This is a genomic window from Streptomyces sp. NPDC086023, from assembly GCF_044540325.1.
In the GTDB taxonomy this organism is placed as follows: domain Bacteria; phylum Actinomycetota; class Actinomycetes; order Streptomycetales; family Streptomycetaceae; genus Streptomyces.
In genome coordinates this window covers 1-15613 of record NZ_JBITRX010000014.1, presented here as the reverse complement: position 1 = coordinate 15613, position 15613 = coordinate 1, and the positions used below count along the sequence as shown (strand labels likewise).

General features: G+C 76.6%; 9 protein-coding genes. 6 read left to right on the top strand and 3 right to left on the bottom strand.

Annotated elements, in window-relative coordinates; all coding sequences use genetic code 11:
* Window positions 1-16: 16 nt before the first annotated feature.
* Entirely contained in the window at window positions 17-1198 is a 1182-nt protein-coding gene (gene galK, locus ACIF6F_RS25505; RefSeq protein ID WP_399950848.1) for a galactokinase, read from the bottom strand.
* Window positions 1195-2226, bottom strand: coding sequence for a galactose-1-phosphate uridylyltransferase (gene galT, locus ACIF6F_RS25500; protein ID WP_399950845.1), 1032 nt, complete (start codon window positions 2224-2226; stop codon window positions 1195-1197). Before galT ends, galK begins: the two co-directional genes overlap by 4 nt.
* A 68-nt stretch (window positions 2227-2294) precedes the next feature.
* Here galT and ACIF6F_RS25495 point away from each other — a divergent pair, with 68 nt between their 5' ends.
* From ACIF6F_RS25495 to ACIF6F_RS25475, 5 genes are all read left to right on the top strand, one after another.
* Window positions 2295-3095, top strand: a complete 801-nt coding sequence (locus tag ACIF6F_RS25495) for a DeoR/GlpR family DNA-binding transcription regulator (protein ID WP_399950842.1) — start codon at window positions 2295-2297, stop codon at window positions 3093-3095.
* Between the two features lie 314 nt (window positions 3096-3409).
* A complete protein-coding gene (locus tag ACIF6F_RS25490; RefSeq protein WP_399950839.1) occupies window positions 3410-4846 on the top strand; it encodes a tetratricopeptide repeat protein in 1437 nt (478 codons plus the stop codon).
* 335 nt (window positions 4847-5181) lie between these two features.
* Window positions 5182-6171, top strand: coding sequence for an NAD(P)-dependent alcohol dehydrogenase (locus ACIF6F_RS25485; protein WP_399950836.1), 990 nt, complete (start codon window positions 5182-5184; stop codon window positions 6169-6171).
* A gap of 76 nt (window positions 6172-6247) precedes the next feature.
* The gene (locus ACIF6F_RS25480; protein WP_399950833.1) at window positions 6248-8134 is read left to right on the top strand and encodes an RNA ligase family protein; all 1887 of its coding nucleotides are present in this window, start codon (window positions 6248-6250) and stop codon (window positions 8132-8134) included.
* Window positions 8134-11088: a poly(A) polymerase gene (locus tag ACIF6F_RS25475; RefSeq protein WP_399950830.1), complete on the top strand. Its 2955-nt coding sequence runs from the start codon at window positions 8134-8136 to the stop codon at window positions 11086-11088. The genes ACIF6F_RS25480 and ACIF6F_RS25475 overlap by 1 nt, the downstream gene beginning before the upstream one ends.
* Window positions 11089-11198: 110 nt before the next feature.
* Here ACIF6F_RS25475 and ACIF6F_RS25470 read toward each other — a convergent pair whose 3' ends face one another.
* The gene (locus tag ACIF6F_RS25470) at window positions 11199-13694 is read right to left on the bottom strand and encodes a hypothetical protein (protein ID WP_399950827.1); all 2496 of its coding nucleotides are present in this window, start codon (window positions 13692-13694) and stop codon (window positions 11199-11201) included.
* Window positions 13695-13845: 151 nt separating this feature from the next.
* On the opposite strand from ACIF6F_RS25470, the gene ACIF6F_RS25465 reads away from it, so the two are divergent.
* Window positions 13846-15240 (top strand): NADP-dependent succinic semialdehyde dehydrogenase, encoded by a 1395-nt coding sequence (locus ACIF6F_RS25465; protein WP_399950824.1) that lies wholly within the window; start codon window positions 13846-13848, stop codon window positions 15238-15240.
* Window positions 15241-15613 lie beyond the last annotated feature (373 nt).

The window sequence follows — 15613 nt, the reverse complement described above, 5'->3', positions numbered from 1 at the left end:
GCCTGCGCCTGTCCGGTCAGGCGGTGCGGGTTGCGCCTCTGGAGGGGGTGGCCGTCAGGAGGTGCGGGGGGTGGTGGCCGGCGGTGCGGAAGGCGGTGGTGACGGCCTCGCCGACCGTGCGGGTCAGGGCCGTCGGCGTGAGGGCGATGACGCAGCCGCCGAAGCCGGCGCCCGTCATACGGGCGCCGAGCGCTCCGGCACCGAGGGCCGCGGTGACCACCAGGTCCGTCTCCGCGCACGAGACGCCGTAGTCCACGCGGAGGGAGGCGTGACCCTCCGTCAGCAGCGGTCCGAGGGCCGGGACGTCGCCCGCGTCGAGGCGGGCGACCGCCTCCTCGACGCGGGCGTTCTCGGTGACCACGTGGCGCACCAGCGGTGCCAGGTCCGCGGGGAGTGCGGTGAGGGCCGCGGCGAGGGCGTCCGGGGCGAGGTCACGCAGCGCCGGCAGGCCGAGGAGCCGGGCGGCGCGTTCGCAGCCGGCGCGCAGGGTGGCGTACGCGCCGTCGGCCAGGTCGTGGCTCACCCGGGTGTCGACGACCAGCAGTTCCAGACCGTGGGCCGCGAGGTCGAGGGGGACCTGCCGGTGTTCCAGCGTGCGGCTGTCGAGGTGCAGGGCGGCGCCTTCGGTGGCGCACACGGAGGCCATCTGGTCCATGATCCCGCACGGCACGCCGGCGAAGACGTGCTCGGCGCGCTGGGCGGCGCGGGCCAGTTCGGTGCGGCTGAGGCCGAGCCCGTACAGGTCGTCGCAGGCGGCGGCCACCGCGCACTCCAGGGCGGCGGAGGAGGACAGTCCGGCGCCGGTGGGCACGGTGCTGTCGATGTACAGGTCCGCGCCGCCGACCGGGTGTCCGGCCTCGGCGAGTGCCCAGACGACGCCCGCCGGGTAGCGGGCCCAGCCCGGGACGGCGCCCGGGGCGAGGCCGTCGAGGCGGACCTCGGTGACGGCGCCCTCCGAGCGGGTGCTGTGCAGGCGCAGGAGCGAGTCGGTGCGGGCTCGGGCGGCGGCCCGGGTGGTCTGCGGCAGCGCCATGGGGAGGGCGAAGCCGTCGTTGTAGTCGGTGTGTTCGCCGATCAGGTTGACGCGGCCGGGTGCGGCCCAGACCCCGTCGGGGGCCGCGCCGAACCGGTCCTCGAAGGCGGCCTCGATCGGGCGGGCGGGGGCCGCTTCTGCGGCCGGTGCCTCGCCGCGGGTCACCGGGCCTCCCTGAGTCGCCGGGCCGCGGTCTCCGGGGCCACGTCGTTCATGAAGGCCTCCATCCCGGACTCGGTGCCGGCCGGGTGCTTCAGCTTGTCCGCCGCGCGCCGGACGGTGAACAGCTCCAGGTGCAGGGCGAGTTCGTCACCCCCGCGGAGCGGCGCCTGGTGCCAGGCGGATACGTACGGGGTGGGGGCGGCCGTGCCGAAGAGCCGGTCGAAGCGGCGCAGCAGGTCGAGGTAGACGCCGGGGAACTCGGCCCGCTCGGCCTCGGTGAGCCCGGTCAGGTCGGCCACCCGGCGGTGCGGGTAGAGGTGCACCTCGTACGGCCAGCGGGCGGCGTACGGCACGAACGCCGTCCAGTGCTCCCCGGCGCTGACCACCCGCCCGGCGGCCGCGCGGGCGCGGGCGAGCAGGTCCTCGAAGAGGTTGCGGCCGGTGGCGGCGCGGTGCCGGGCCGCGGCGGCGGTCATCTTGGCGGTGCGCGGGGCGGTGAACGGCAGCGCGTAGATCTGGCCGTGCGGGTGGGAGAGGGTCACGCCGATCTCCGCGCCGCGGTTCTCGAAGACGTACACCTGTTCCGTGCCGGGGAGTGCGGACAGCCGGTCGGTGCGGTCGGTCCAGGCGTCGAGGACGAGGCGGGCGCGTTCCGGGGTGAGGTCGGCGAAGCCGGTGTCGTGCCGGGGGGTGAAGCAGACCACCTCGCAGCGGCCGGCCCCGCCCGCGAGGGAGGGGAAGCGGTTCTCGAAGACGACGACCTCGTAGTCGGCTGCCGGGATCTCGGTCTGCCGGCCGCCGCCGGAGGGGCAGAGGGGGCATTCGTCGGCGGGCGGGCGGTGGGTGCGGGCCTGCCGGTGCGAGGCGATGGTGACGTGGTCGCCGGTCGCCTCGTCCAGGCGGATCTCCGGGTTGCTCTCGACGCGTTCCAAGGGGCGCGGGTCGGGCACGTCTTCGCGTACGGCGCTGTCGTCGGCGTCGTAGTAGATCAGCTCGCGGCCGTCGGCGAGCTTCGCGATGCTCTTCTTCACGCCCCAAGACTAAACACAATCGCTCAGAATCCAACAGAGGCGGCGTGCGGGCGTGTTATTTTGGCCTGGTGCAACTGGCCCAGCAGAGACGAGCGTTGATCCTTGAGGCGGTGCGCCGCGACGGCGCGGTACGCGTCGCCGACCTGGTGGAACGCCTGGGTGTGTCCGACATGACCGTCCGCCGGGACCTCGACGCGCTCGCCGCGCGGGGCTCGGTCGAGAAGGTGTACGGCGGGGCCGTCGCCGTCTCGGGCACCCGTGCCGACGAGCCCGGCTTCGACACCAAGTCCGGCCTCCAGGGCGCCGCCAAGGCCGCCATCGCCGAGGCCGCGGCCGGCCTCGTGGAACCGGGCGCCGTGGTCGCCGTGTCGGCCGGGACCACGGCCTGCGCGGTCGCCGCCCGGCTGCTGGAGGTGGAGCGGCTGACGCTGGTCACCAACTCCCTGCCGGTGGCCGAGCTGGTACGGACGGCCGCCCGTGAACGCGGCGCCGACCGGGTGCCGGAACTGCTGCTCACCGGGGGCTCCCCCACCCCGTCGGCGGCCCTGGTCGGACCGCTGGCCGACCTGGTCATCGGCTCACTGCACGTGGACCTGCTGGTCCTGGGCGCGCACGGGGTGTCGGAGCGGGCCGGACTGACCACGCCGAACCTGGCCGAGGCGCAGACCAACCGCGCGCTGGTCGCCGCGGCCCGCCGGGTGGTGGTGGTCGCGGACCACACCAAGTGGGGGGTGGTCGGCCTCAGCGGCTTCGCCGCCCTGGACCGGATCGACCGCTTCGTCACGGATGCGGGCATGCCGGAGGAGGCCCGCACGGTCCTCGCGGAGTCGGTGGGCGAACTGGTGGTGGCGGAGAGCGGGGAGGATTAGGGGGTGTTGCGAAAGTCCTGTGTGGTGCCCGCGGTGTCCGGTGCGTGCTCTCGGCGTGCCGGACGAAGACCCTCGTACTGGGCGTACTCGGGGCTTTGGCCGGTGCGGCGAGAGTGCGTGCCGGGCGCCGTGGGCGCCGTGCGGGACTTTCGCAACACCCCCTAGGGGTCCGCCTCGGGCGCGCGTCCTCCGGCCGGGGGTTCTTCCCGGCGTTCGCGGCATGGCGGGACCCTGCCCGGAACAGGATGGCCACGGCGGCGTTCCCGCGCCGAGCCCGCCATCCCACCCCCGCCGGCGCGCCGAGGTGATCCCCGATGGTGACGGACCGGTACGGCAACCCCCTCCACGAGTGCACCCCGGAGACGGCCGGGCACCTGGACCGCGCCGTCGAGGCGCTGCTCCACTTCAGCCCCGAGGTCGAGGGGGCCGTCGGTGACGCCCTCGACAGCGGGCCGGCCTCGCCGGTCGCGCAGTCCTTCGCCGCGTACCTGGGCGTGCTGGGGACCGAGCCGCGCGACGCGGCCGCGGCACGGCAGCGGTTCGACGGGTACGTGGCCGGCACGGACCTCCCGGCCCTGCCGCTGCGGGAGCGCCTGCACGTCGCGGCGGCCGGGGCGTGGCTGGCCGGGGACCTGCGGCGGGCCTCCGGGCTGCTGGAGGAGCTGTCCGCCGCGTACCCGACGGACGCGCTGGCCCTGGCCGTCGGACACCAGCTCGACTTCTTCACCGGCGACGCCGTGCGCCTGCGCGACCGGATCGGCGGGGCCCTGTCCGCCTGGGACACCGCGGATCCCCACCGGGGCCTGGTGCTCGGGATGTACGCCTTCGGGCTGGAGGAGTCCGGCCACTACCGCCAGGCCGAGGAGGCGGGGCTCGCCGCGGTCGAGCAGGACCCGCGCGACGTCTGGGCGATCCACGCCGTCGTCCACACGTACGAGATGCAGGGACGCGTCTCCGAGGGCATCGGCTACCTCGACGCCCGGCGCGCCCACTGGACGCGGGACAACTACCTCGACGTACACAACTGGTGGCACTACGCCCTGTACGCCCTGGAGGCCGGGGACACCGACACCGCGCTGGCCGTCTACGACGCCGCCCTCCACCACGAGGGTTCGGCCGGGCTGGCGATGGAACTGCTGGACGCGGCCGCGCTGTTGTGGCGGATCCGGCTCGCGGGAGCTCAGCCGACGGCCCGCTGGGAGGCACTGGCCGACGCGTGGGCCGCACGGGCCGACCCGCCGTTCTACGCGTTCAACGACGTCCACGCGGTCATGTCCTACGTCGGCGCCGGGCGGTTCGGGGCGGCGGAGCGGCTCGTCGCCGACCGGCGCCGGTGGCTGGCCGCGGGGAGCACGAACACCGTCACCAACCGCCGGATGACGGCCGGCATCGGCCTGCCCGCGTGCGAGGCACTGCTCGCGCACGGCCGGGGCGACCACGCCGGGGTCGTGGAGCTGCTGTGGCCGCTGCGCCGCAGGCTGCACGAGTTCGGGGGCAGCCATGCGCAGCGCGACGCCCTCCAGCGGACGCTCGTGGACTCCGCACTCGGCTGCGGACGGCACGACCTGGCCCGCGTGCTCATCAGCGAGCGGACCGGGCTGCGGCCCGACAGCTCGTACAACTGGTCCGCCCGGGCCCGCCTCGCCGACGCCCTGGGCGACACCGCCGGGGCCGCCACCGCCCGCGACCACGCCCGCACCTCCGCGGCGGCCGCCGCCGAAGCCCTCCGGCGCCCGTCGGGTGGGCTGTAGGCGGACGGGGCGGGGCGTCGGGCGGACAGGGCGGGGCCTCGGGGGGACAGGGCGGGGCCCGGCCGCGGAGCGTTCGGGCCGGTTGGGGCGGTTGGAACGGTCGGAACGGTTAGGGCGGTTGGGCCGGACGTGGCGGGCCCGGTCGCGGGGCGCTGTCAACCCTTCCGGTGGTAGGGGGTGACCCTGACGTCAGGTCAGGGGGCGGGTGCGACCCGCGCATGATTCGGGGGTGCCCGGCGCGTGCCTATCGTGGCGGTGGGCGAGGGTGCTGCGGCGCCTCGCGCGGGGACGGCGGCGCGTCGGGCGCCCGGCCCCGCCGGAAGGACGGGATGCGGATGAAGGCGATCGTGCAGGACCGCTACGGCTCCGCGGACGGGCTGCGGCTCGCCGAGGTTCCCGTGCCGGTGCCCGGCCCGCGGGAAGTGCTGGTCCGGGTCCGGGCGGCCGGGGCGCACATCGGGGACTGGCACATGATGACCGGGCTGCCCACCGTGGCGCGCCTCGGGCTCGGCCTGACCCGGCCCCGCCAGCGTGTCAGGGGCACGGAACTCGCCGGCACCGTCGAGGCGGTCGGCTCCGGGGTCACCGCCTTCCGGCCCGGCGACGAGGTGCTCGGCACGGGCACGGGCACGTTCGCCGAGTACGCGCTCGCCCGGGAGGACCGGCTCGCCGCCAAACCGGCCGGGCTCGGCTTCATCGAGGCCGCCGCGCTGCCCGTGTCCGGCGGCACCGCCCTGCAGGCCCTGCGGGCGGGCGGGCCGCCGGCGGCCGGCGCGCGGGTGCTGGTGATCGGGGCGGGCGGTGCGGTGGGCTCGTACGCCGTCCAGCTCGCCCGGGCCGGGGGCGGCCGGGTCACCGGGGTGTGCTCGGGCGGGAAGGCGGCGCTGGTGCTCTCCCTGGGGGCGGAGCGGGTGGTCGACTACACGCGCGAGCCGTTCGACGCCGTGGGCACGGGGTACGACCTCGTGCTGGACACCGCCGGCAACCGGCCGCTGGCAGAGCTGCGCCGGGTGCTCGCTCCGGCGGGCACGCTGGTCGTCGTGGGCGCGGAGGGCGGCGGACGCGTCTTCGGCACCCTGGGCCGTACCCTCCGCGCCTCGCTGCCCTCGCCGTTCACCCGCCAGCGCCTCAAGGCGCTGGTCGCGGTGGGCCGCGGCGAGGACAGCCGGGTCCTGGCCGACCTCGCCGCCGCGGACACCGTCCACCCCGTGATCACCCGCACCTTCGCGCTGCCGGACGCGCCGGAGGCGCTGCGGGAGATGGGGCGGGGCCACGGGCGCGGGAAGCTGGTGGTGACGGTGGAGGCGGACGGGGTGGAGGGGTAGGGCCGGCTCGGCCGGTGCTGGGGCGGGGGGTTATTCGGTCGCCAGGTGCGGTGTCCGGTTCCTACAGTGGCGCCCCATGCGCACGCACTATCCCCGGACCCCCCATCTGCCCTGGTCGCCCGGGGCCTCCGGCGACGACGTACGGGTCGGGGGCCTCGGCGGGCTCGACGGGCGCGAGGTGGTCGTCACCGAGAAGCTCGACGGCGAGAACACCACCCTCTACGCGGACGGGCTGCACGCCCGCTCCCTCGACTCCGCCCACCACCCCTCCCGCGCCTGGGTGAAGGCCCTCCAGGGCCGGGTCGGTGCGGGGATCCCGGCCGGGTGGCGGGTGTGCGGCGAGAACCTGTACGCGCGGCACTCCCTCGCGTACGACGACCTGGACGCCTACTTCTACGGGTTCTCGGTGTGGGACGCGGCCGACCGCTGCCTGGACTGGGACGACACCGTCCGCTTCCTGCGCCGGCTCGGCGTGCCCGCGCCCCGTGTGCTGTGGCGCGGCACGTTCGACGAACGCGCCCTGCGCCGGCTGCGCGTGGACACCTCGCGCGAGGAGGGCTACGTGGTGCGCACCGTACGGGGCTTCGCCCGCGCGGAGTTCGGGGAACGCGTCGCCAAGTGGGTGCGGCCGCGGCACGTGACCACCGGTACGCACTGGATGCACGCGGCGGTGGTCGAGAACGGGCTCGGGCCGGCCGCACCCCTCTGGGCCGCCCGCTCCGGCGCCACCCCGGACGCCGGGGCGCTGCTCGCGGCCGCCGGGGTGGGTGCGGGGACGGGTGCCGGTGCGGATTCGGATGCGGGGACGCAGGCCGGTGCGGCGTCGGGGGCCGGTGCGGCGTCGGGGGCCGGTGCGGCGTCGGGGGCCGGTGCGGCGTCGGGGGCCGGCGTACCCCGCGACGACGTGGTCCGTGCGGCCGCCGAGCGGGTCGACGTGCTCGGCCGCACGGGGGACGGGCGGCTTGCCGGGCTGCTCGCCGCGGCCGCGTACGACCGGCCGCGGGCGGCGCTCATGGCCCGGCTCTCCGGCCCGCTCGGCATGCCCCTGGCCCGCCGGGTCGCCGACCTGGCCGGGCTGCACCCGCTGCTGCACGCCCCCTTCCCCGACGAGGAGCGCCGGTCCGGCCTGCTGAGGATGGCGGCCGCCGCCGACCTCGGGGTGCTGCACGCCGTCGCCGCAGCCGTCCCGGCCGGGCACACGGACCCGGCCCGCGAGCGGGTGGAGTGGTCGGCGCTGGTGGCCGACGAGGCCGGCCTGCTGGGCGAGGACCCCCTCGGTCCCCTCCGCGACGGGCTCCGGGCGGAGCTCGACGAGGCGGGCATCACCGGAGACGCGGCCGACCGCTGCTGGGCCGAGGCCCGCGAGGCGCACGTCGCGGGCCGGATCTCCACCGTCCCCGAGGCGGTGGCGCTGACCTGGCGCTGGCGGGCCGGAAGCTTCCCGCGGCTGGTCCAGCTCGTCGGACCGGCGGGCAGCGGCAAGAGCACCGTGGCCGCCCGGGTGCCGCGGGCGGTCCGCGTCTCCCTGGACGACCTGCGGGCCGACCGCGGCGACCGGGCGGACCAGTCTGCGAACGCGGCGGTGCTGCGGGAGGGCCTGGCCCGGCTGGACGCGGCGCTGGCCTGCGGGGGCACGGTGGTGTGGGACGCCACCTCGCTCACCGAGCGCCAGCGGACGCCCGTACTGGACACGGCCCGGCGGCGGAACGCGCTGGTCACGCAGGTGGTGGCGGTGGTGGGCGAGGATGAACTGGTACGGCGCAACGCCGTCCGGCCGCATCCCGTGCCCGCCGCCGTGCTGGAGCGGCAGCTGCGCCGGTACGGCCCGCCGTACCCCGGGCGGGCGCACCGGACCTGGTACGCCGGTCCGGACGGCGGGATCGGGGACCGGGCCGGCGGCCTGGTGGAGCGGGAGCCGTGGGACTCCCGTGCTGAGAGCGATGTGTGGGGTGTGGGTGACTGATGCGTACCAGTGAGGAGATCTACCACCAGGTGCGCTGGGATCCGCGGTTCGATCCGGCGCGGTTCGTGCTGGGGCTGCTCCAGCGCGGGGCGCCGCCGAAGCGGATCCCGCTGCCCGCGTTCGTCCCCGGGGGCGAGATCCCCTGGCACCGGGTGCTGTTCGTGGAGGCGGACGGGGAGCTGGTGTGGGACCGGGCGAGCGGCCTGGACCGGGTGGGGGTGTCGGAGGCCGGCCGGGTGCGCGAGCCGCGGCGGCTGCGCGCCCCGTTCTTCGCCGCGCGTACGCCCTGCGCGTGGGACGGCGATGCCTGGCGGCCGGTGGAGGGCGGTACGGGCCCGGCGGCCGCTCCCGTGCGGACCGGCGTACGGCTGCTGACCTGGAACACCCTGTGGGACCGGTACGACGCGGAGCTGATCGGCACGGAGCTGCGGCGGCCCCGGCTGCTGGCCGCGCTGGCGGAGGCCGACGCGGACGTGATCGCGCTCCAGGAGGTGGAGCCCGCCCTGCTGGTCCGCCTGCTCGCCGCCGACTGGGTGCGGGCCGGCTACACCCTGTCCGCCGACCCGGCGGGCCGGGACGTGGCGGAGTACGGGCTGGTGGTGCTGAGCCGGCTGCCGGTGCGGGAGTCGGGCGTCCAGGTGCTCGGCCCGCACAAGGCCGTCTCGGCTGCGGTGCTGGACACGGGCGCGGGGGCGCTCACGGTGGCCGCCACCCATCTGACGAGCGATCACTCCGAGCGCGGGCTGGAGCGGCGCGAGGAGGAACTGGCGCGGCTGGCGGAGGCGTTGACCTCGGTGCCGGACGACGTGGTGCTGCTCGGCGACTTCAACGACGGCCGGGCGGGCGAGGCGGGGCCGGCGGCCGCGCTGGGGCTGCGGGACGCGTGGGAGGAGACGTACGGGCCGGGCGACGGCACCCCGACCTTCGACCCGGGCGCCAATCCGCTGGCCGCCGTGTCCTCCCTCTCGGGCCGGGCCTCGCGGCTGGACCGGATCCTGTTGCGCGGTGCCGCGCGGGTGACGGGCGCGGGGCTGCTGGGCGACACGCCGGGGCCGGACGGCCTGTTCGTCTCGGACCACTACGGGGTGCGGGCCGAACTGTCTTACGAGGCAGCGGAATCGGCCGGCGCGGCGGCGGCCGTACCGGACGTGCTGGACGTGCCGCCGACCGCGCGCACCGCACTGGCCTGGCTGCCGCCCCGCGAACTGTGGCCCTCCGTACAGGGGTTGCGGCTGGCACACGACCCGGCGGTGCGACGGTGGCCGCCGCACGTGAACCTGCTGTTCGGCTTCGTGCCGGAGTGCGAGTTCGAGCGGGCCGCCGGTCTGGTGGCCGAAGTGGCCGCGGGTACACCGTCGTTCCCGGTGCGGCTGGCCGGGGTGGACACGTTCGGACACCGCGAGGACGCAACGGTGTGGCTCGACCCGGCCGCGGACGGCGACGCCCCGTGGCAGGAGCTGCGGGCCGCGCTGGTGGCCCGATTCCCCCGCTGCCGGGGCCGCGCCGGCGGCTTCACCCCGCACCTGACCCTGGGCCGCACCGGGGACCCGCAGCGGGTGGCGGCCGCCTGCGCCGAAGCCCTGGCGGACGCGGCGTCGACGACCCGCGTCGGCGAACTGGCCCTGCTGTCACGCCGCGGCGACGAACCGATGCGGGTCCGCGCGACGGTGGCCCTGGGGACGGGCGCAATCCGGTGGCTGCCGGAGTCCGGAGAGGAGGCGCGGGGGCGGCCGGGGGCCGGGGCCGGGGATGCCGGGGCGGAAGGTGCCGGGGGCCCGGCCGCTGATTCCGGGGCCGCCCATTCCGCGGCCGCCGATTCCGGGGCCGCCGATTCCGGGGAGGCCCCAGGCCTGGCCGTGGCCCGGGTGCTGGACGACGCGGTCGTCCGGGTCGTCGGGTCGCGCCGGATGGGGTGCGCCCTGCCCGGTGCGGACCTGGACCTGGTGGCGGTGCTGCCGGGGACCGCGGACGCCGCAGCCGTGGCGGCCCGGCTCGCCGCCGCGCTGCCGGACGTCACCCGGCTGCGCGAGGTACGGGGGGCCCGCGTCCCCGGGCTGCGGTTCGCGCTCGGCGGTATGGACGTGGACCTGGTCGTCGTGGGTGCCGGCCCGCTCACGCCGGCCGGAGCCGTGGACCGGCGGGCGGAGCTGGGCGAGGCGGCCGCCGTGGCGCTCAGCGCGGTGTCCGACGCGGACGCGGTACGGGCTGCCGTCGGCAACCGCGCGCCCGCGTTCGAGGTGCTGGCCCGACGGGTCAAGGCCTGGGCCCGCGCCCGTGGCCTGGACTCCGCACCGCACGGCGGCCTGCCGGGCCTGGCCTGGACGGTACTCGCCGCGCGGACGGTGCTGGACGCGGCCGAGGGGGCCGAAGGGGACGCGCTGCTGAAGGAGTTCTTCGCCACCTGGGCCGCCTGGGACTGGCACGCCCCGGTGTCCCTCACGGCACCGCACGGCGCCTCCGCCCCGGAGCCGCCCGAGGTGCGGGGCGCGGTCACCGTACTCACGCCCTCCGCACCCGTACGCAGCTGCACGACGCAGGTCTCCCCCGGGTTCCGGGACCTGCTGGTCCAGGAGCTGTACCAGGCCTGGGAGGCGCTGGAGGCCGGCGACGCGGCCGGGTGGGCGGGCCCGCCGCCGCTGCACCGCCGCCACGCCGCCTGGGCAGTGGTGACCGTACGGGCGCACGGCGACGCGGAGTTCGAGGAACTGCTGGGCCGGGTACGGGGCCGGACGCGCGCCCTGCTGACCGCCCTGGAAGAAGCCGGGGCGCCCGACGCGCACGCCTGGCCCCGCCCGTACCGCACCGGCCCCCGCACCGCCCGCTACGCGATCGGCCTGGGCCACACCCCACCCGACCCGACCATCCTGACGGCCGTGGCCCGCACCTGGTGCCGCGACCTGCGCGGGGTGGAACTCACGCTCGTGGAGGGCGGAGCGCTGCCGACGCTGAGCTGAGAGCGGCCGCCGCGGGTCCGGGCACCTGCGGCGGTGCCGCAGCGGGTTCCGCGCCGCGGCCCGGGCGCCTTCGGCAGGTCACCGCGGCAGTGCGGGCGCCTCCGGCGGGGTCACCGCCAGGGCGGTGAAGGAGTGCCGTCCGGTTCGAGCCCGTGCGGCCACAGACGGCGCGTGTGCACGTCCACGGCACCGGCGTCGGCCGCCTGCCGGTACAGAGCTTCCGCCCCGGCCCGGTCGCCGAACTCCTCCCGAAGATCGCCCCACCAGATGAGGGCCGAGTCTTCACCCGCTTCGGCGGCCTTCTCGTAGAGCGTCTCGGCCTCGTTCCGCTTCCCCTCGTGGTGACGTCGCTTGGCGATCCGGACGAGGGCTGCGGCGCTGCCCGCGTCGGCGGCCTCGCGAAGCACCACTTCGATGTCCTCTCCACGGCCCCGCTTGTCGAGGATCAGCTCCTGAATCCAGATCGGGCCCGCAGCGGCCGCAACCCGGTACAGGGCGTCGAGGGCCCCCGGGTCCTGTCCAGAGGCGTCGAGGACGCTCACGGGGACCGTGTCGAACGGCCTTCCGCCGGCAACGGCCCGCCGGAAGAGGGCATCCGCGCCCTCACTGTCCCCGGCGCGCCTCAGCCCCAGCGCCCATTCCACCAGGACGGCCGTGCTGCCCGCCGCGGCAGCTTCGCGGTACAGCTCTTCCGCCTCTGGCCAGTGGCCCGCCCCGTCGTACAGCCGGGCCAGATCCGCCAGCGCGTTGGTGTCGCCGGCCTCGGCGGCCCGGAGGTAGAGCGCGCGCGCCTCTTCGTGGTCGCCCTCGTGGAACCGATCCCAGCCCAGGGCGCCGAGGGACTGGGCACAGCCCGCGTCGGCCGCCTGCAGGTACAGCGGCAGCGCCGCGGCAGGCCCCTGCGCCCGCTCACACATCGCGGCCAGCTCACCGAGCGCGCTCACGTCGCCGAGGCCGGCGGCCCGCCTGAACAGCGACTCGGCTCCCTCCGCGTCCCCCTCGTCGGACCGGTCCCAGGCCAGATGGATCAGAGCCCTGGTGCTCCCGGCCGCGGCAGCGCGTTCGCGCAGGTGGGCGGCCCACTCCAGGCGGTGCCGGAACCACGCGGCGGACGCCAGACGGTCGAGGTCGTCCGCGTCCCGCACGAAACCGGCCGCGGCGTGCCAGAAGGAGGCCGGCGGGCAGCGCCGGACGCGGGTGGCGCGGCCGTGCTCCTCCAGGTAGTCGGCCAGCCTCAACTCGTCCCCGGCCCGCGCGGAGCCCGCGCCCGGCCCCTGGCGGCGACGGGCCGGTACGGGACCCAGCGGCGCCAGGTCGCCGTGGACCGGCCGGGCCAGCTCCCCGAAGGCCGCGTCCGTCCGGCGGGCGGTGAGCCGGGCCAGATCGGCGTCCCCGAGGTAGTCGCCGACCGCGTCCGCGAGGAACGCGCGGGGCAGGTGCGGGCCCACGCCGAGGCGGCGCGCGTCCATCGCCGCCTCCAGCAGCGCCCGCGCCTCGGGCGCCCCCTGCTCGTAGCGGCGCAGCAGCTCGGGCGCTCCGGCGAGGTCCTGGGCGAGCCGCCCGTCGGAGCGGGCGCCGCGCCCGAGGGCACCGGCCAGGAAGCCGTCGCCCGCTCCGGCGAGCTCCTCCGCGTACCGCAGTGCGCGGGCGTCGAAGGCGTCCGGCACGGTCAGGACGCGTCGGGCAAGCAGCTCCCTGACGCGGCTGTGGCGATCGGGCGTGCCGGGCTCCGGCAGGGACGTGAACTTCAGGACGTACTCCGGCCACAGCGTGCCCAGGACGAGTACGGGACCGCGTTCCGGCCGGGTGAGCAGGGCGTGCAGGGCGGCGGCGATCCGCTCGCCGTGCCGCGGGTGCCCGAGGTAGTGCTGGGCCTCGTTCAGCCACACGACCGTGTGCGGCCGTACGCGTTCCAGGTCGGCCAGCGCGGCTTCCGCACGCGTGGGGTCGACAGGGTGCCACAGCCACCAGCCCCGCTCCGCCAGCGGCTGGACCGCCTCCCAGCAGGCCCGGGTCTTGCCGGTGGACGAGGCGCCCGCCAGCACCCACATGCGGCTGTGGCCGTCGGCCGCCTCCGCCACGGCCTCGGCGAGCGCCCGGTCGTGCTCGCGCGGAACGTACCCGGGCAGCTGCGGACCGCGGCCGGACGCGGGCGCCGGCCCTGCCGCGTGCACTTCCAGGTCGTGGGGGTCCCACTCTCCGACCGGCCTGCCCGGTCCGCCCGGGCCGGCGGACGGGACACCGGACCCGGCGGCCGACGCGACGGACGTCGCGGAACCGGCGGCACGCCCCCGGGTCAACGCGGCGTACCCGGCGACCGACGCGACCGACGCGCCGGCCTGTCCCCCAGCCACCGTGCCGGTCGCGGCCCGCCGCAGCGCCAGCAACTCGCGCTCCGGCAGCCGCAGGACGCGCGCGAGGGCCACAACGGTCGCCGCGGACGGGGCCGGCGCACCGCTCCGCAGTGCGCCGTACACCGTCGTACGGCTCAGGCCGGCCCGCACGTGCAGCTGCCCCTTGGCCAGCCGCGACCCGGCGAGCCCGTCCGCCAGCCGCGCCCGCAGCTCGTCGAGCGCCGCGCCCGGCTCCGGCGATTGCCCCTGCACCCCGACCACCCCTCCTGCCCGCGGCCCCCATTGTCCGCCACGGTCGCCCACCATCGCCGCCGTACACCTGCCCGTCTCTCCCCCGCGTTTGCGCGCCCCGCCGGGAAGGAGGAGGGTCGAAGAGGCGGCCGAGTCCCCGGTGGAGGCGACCATGTCCATGGCCACGGTGAATCCCGCGACGGGTGAGACGGTGCGTACCTTCCCCACCCTGGGCCCCGAGGAGGTCGAGCGCGTCCTCGCCGACGCCGCGGCGGCGTACGCCTCCTGGCGCACGACCGGCTTCGCCGAACGGGCGGCGCTGCTCGAACGCGCCGCGTCGCTGCTGGAGGAGGAGAACGAGGCCATCGCCCGGGTGATGACCACCGAGATGGGCAAGCCCCTCGGCGCGGCCCGCGCGGAGGCCGCCAAGTGCGTCAAGGCGATGCGCTGGTACGCCGCCAACGCCGAGTCCCTCCTCGCCGACGAGCGGCCCGCCGAGGCCGACGTACGGGACAGCGGCGCGTCATCCGTGCGCACGCACTACCGGCCGCTCGGGGTCGTCCTGGCGGTCATGCCGTGGAACTTCCCTCTCTGGCAGGTGGTCCGGTTCGCCGCGCCCGCGCTGATGGCCGGCAACACCGGTCTGCTCAAGCACGCGTCGAACGTCCCGCAGACCGCCCTGTACCTGGGCGAGCTGTTCGAGCGGGCGGGCTATCCGCACGGGTGCTTCCAGACGCTGCTCATCGGCTCGGCCCAGGTGGAGGCGGTGGTGCGCGACCCGCGGGTGGCCGCCGCGACCCTGACGGGCAGCGAACCGGCCGGGCGCGCTGTCGCCGCGGCCGCCGGGGACGAGGTGAAGAAGACGGTCCTCGAACTGGGCGGCAGCGACCCCTTCGTGGTGATGGCCTCGGCAGACGTCGAACGGGCCGCGCGGACGGCCGTCACCGCCCGGGTGCAGAACAACGGCCAGTCCTGCATCGCCGCGAAGCGGTTCATCGTCCACACCGACGTGTACGAGGAGTTCGCGCGCCGGTTCACCGAGGGCATGGCCGCGCTCCGGGTCGGCGACCCGATGCGCGACGACACCGACGTGGGCCCGCTCGCCACCGAGCGCGGCCGGGCGGACGTGGAGGAACTGGTGGACGACGCCGTCGAACAGGGCGCGGAGGTGCTGTGCGGCGGCCGGCGGCCCCCGCAGGAGGAGCACGGCTGGTACTACGAGCCGACCGTCCTGGCCGGCATCACGCCCGGGATGCGGATCGACCAGGAGGAGGCGTTCGGGCCGGTCGCGACGCTGTACCGGGTCGCGAACCTGGACGAGGCGGTCGAGCGGGCGAACCACACGCCGTTCGGGCTGAGTTCCAACGTATGGACCCGCGACGACGGCGAGGTGGCCCGCTTCGTGCGCGACCTGGAGGCGGGCGGCGTCTTCTTCAACGGCATGACCGCCTCCCACCCGGCCTTCCCCTTCGGCGGCGTGAAGCGGTCGGGCTACGGGCGCGAACTGTCGGGGCACGGCATCCGCGAGTTCTGCAACGTGACGACGGTCTGGCACGCGGCCGACTGACCCGATCCCGACCGCGGGGCGGCCGGAGCGCGTGGCGGTCGTGGGCGGCTGATGTCCAGCCCCGGACGGCCTTGCGGCCGCCGAGACGGCGGGAGCGCGTAGCGATCTGTGGCGGCTTGTGAAGGGGCACAGACGGCCCGGAGGCCGCCGGGCGGGCCGGTGGGCCTACGGACGGGGAGGCGCGCCCCGTGGGGCGGGGGCTCGGCGGCAGCGTTGGTGGGCGGAGGTGGTGCTGCCGTCTGGTGGGATGCCCCTCCCCCGACGCTGGGTCAGGACCATGAGGGTGGTGGGTGGCTTGTGTTGCTCCGGGGCGTTTTTCGGGGGTTGTCCGCCGAGGGTCTTTGCCTTCCGGACCGGGGTGGGCGGTCAAGGG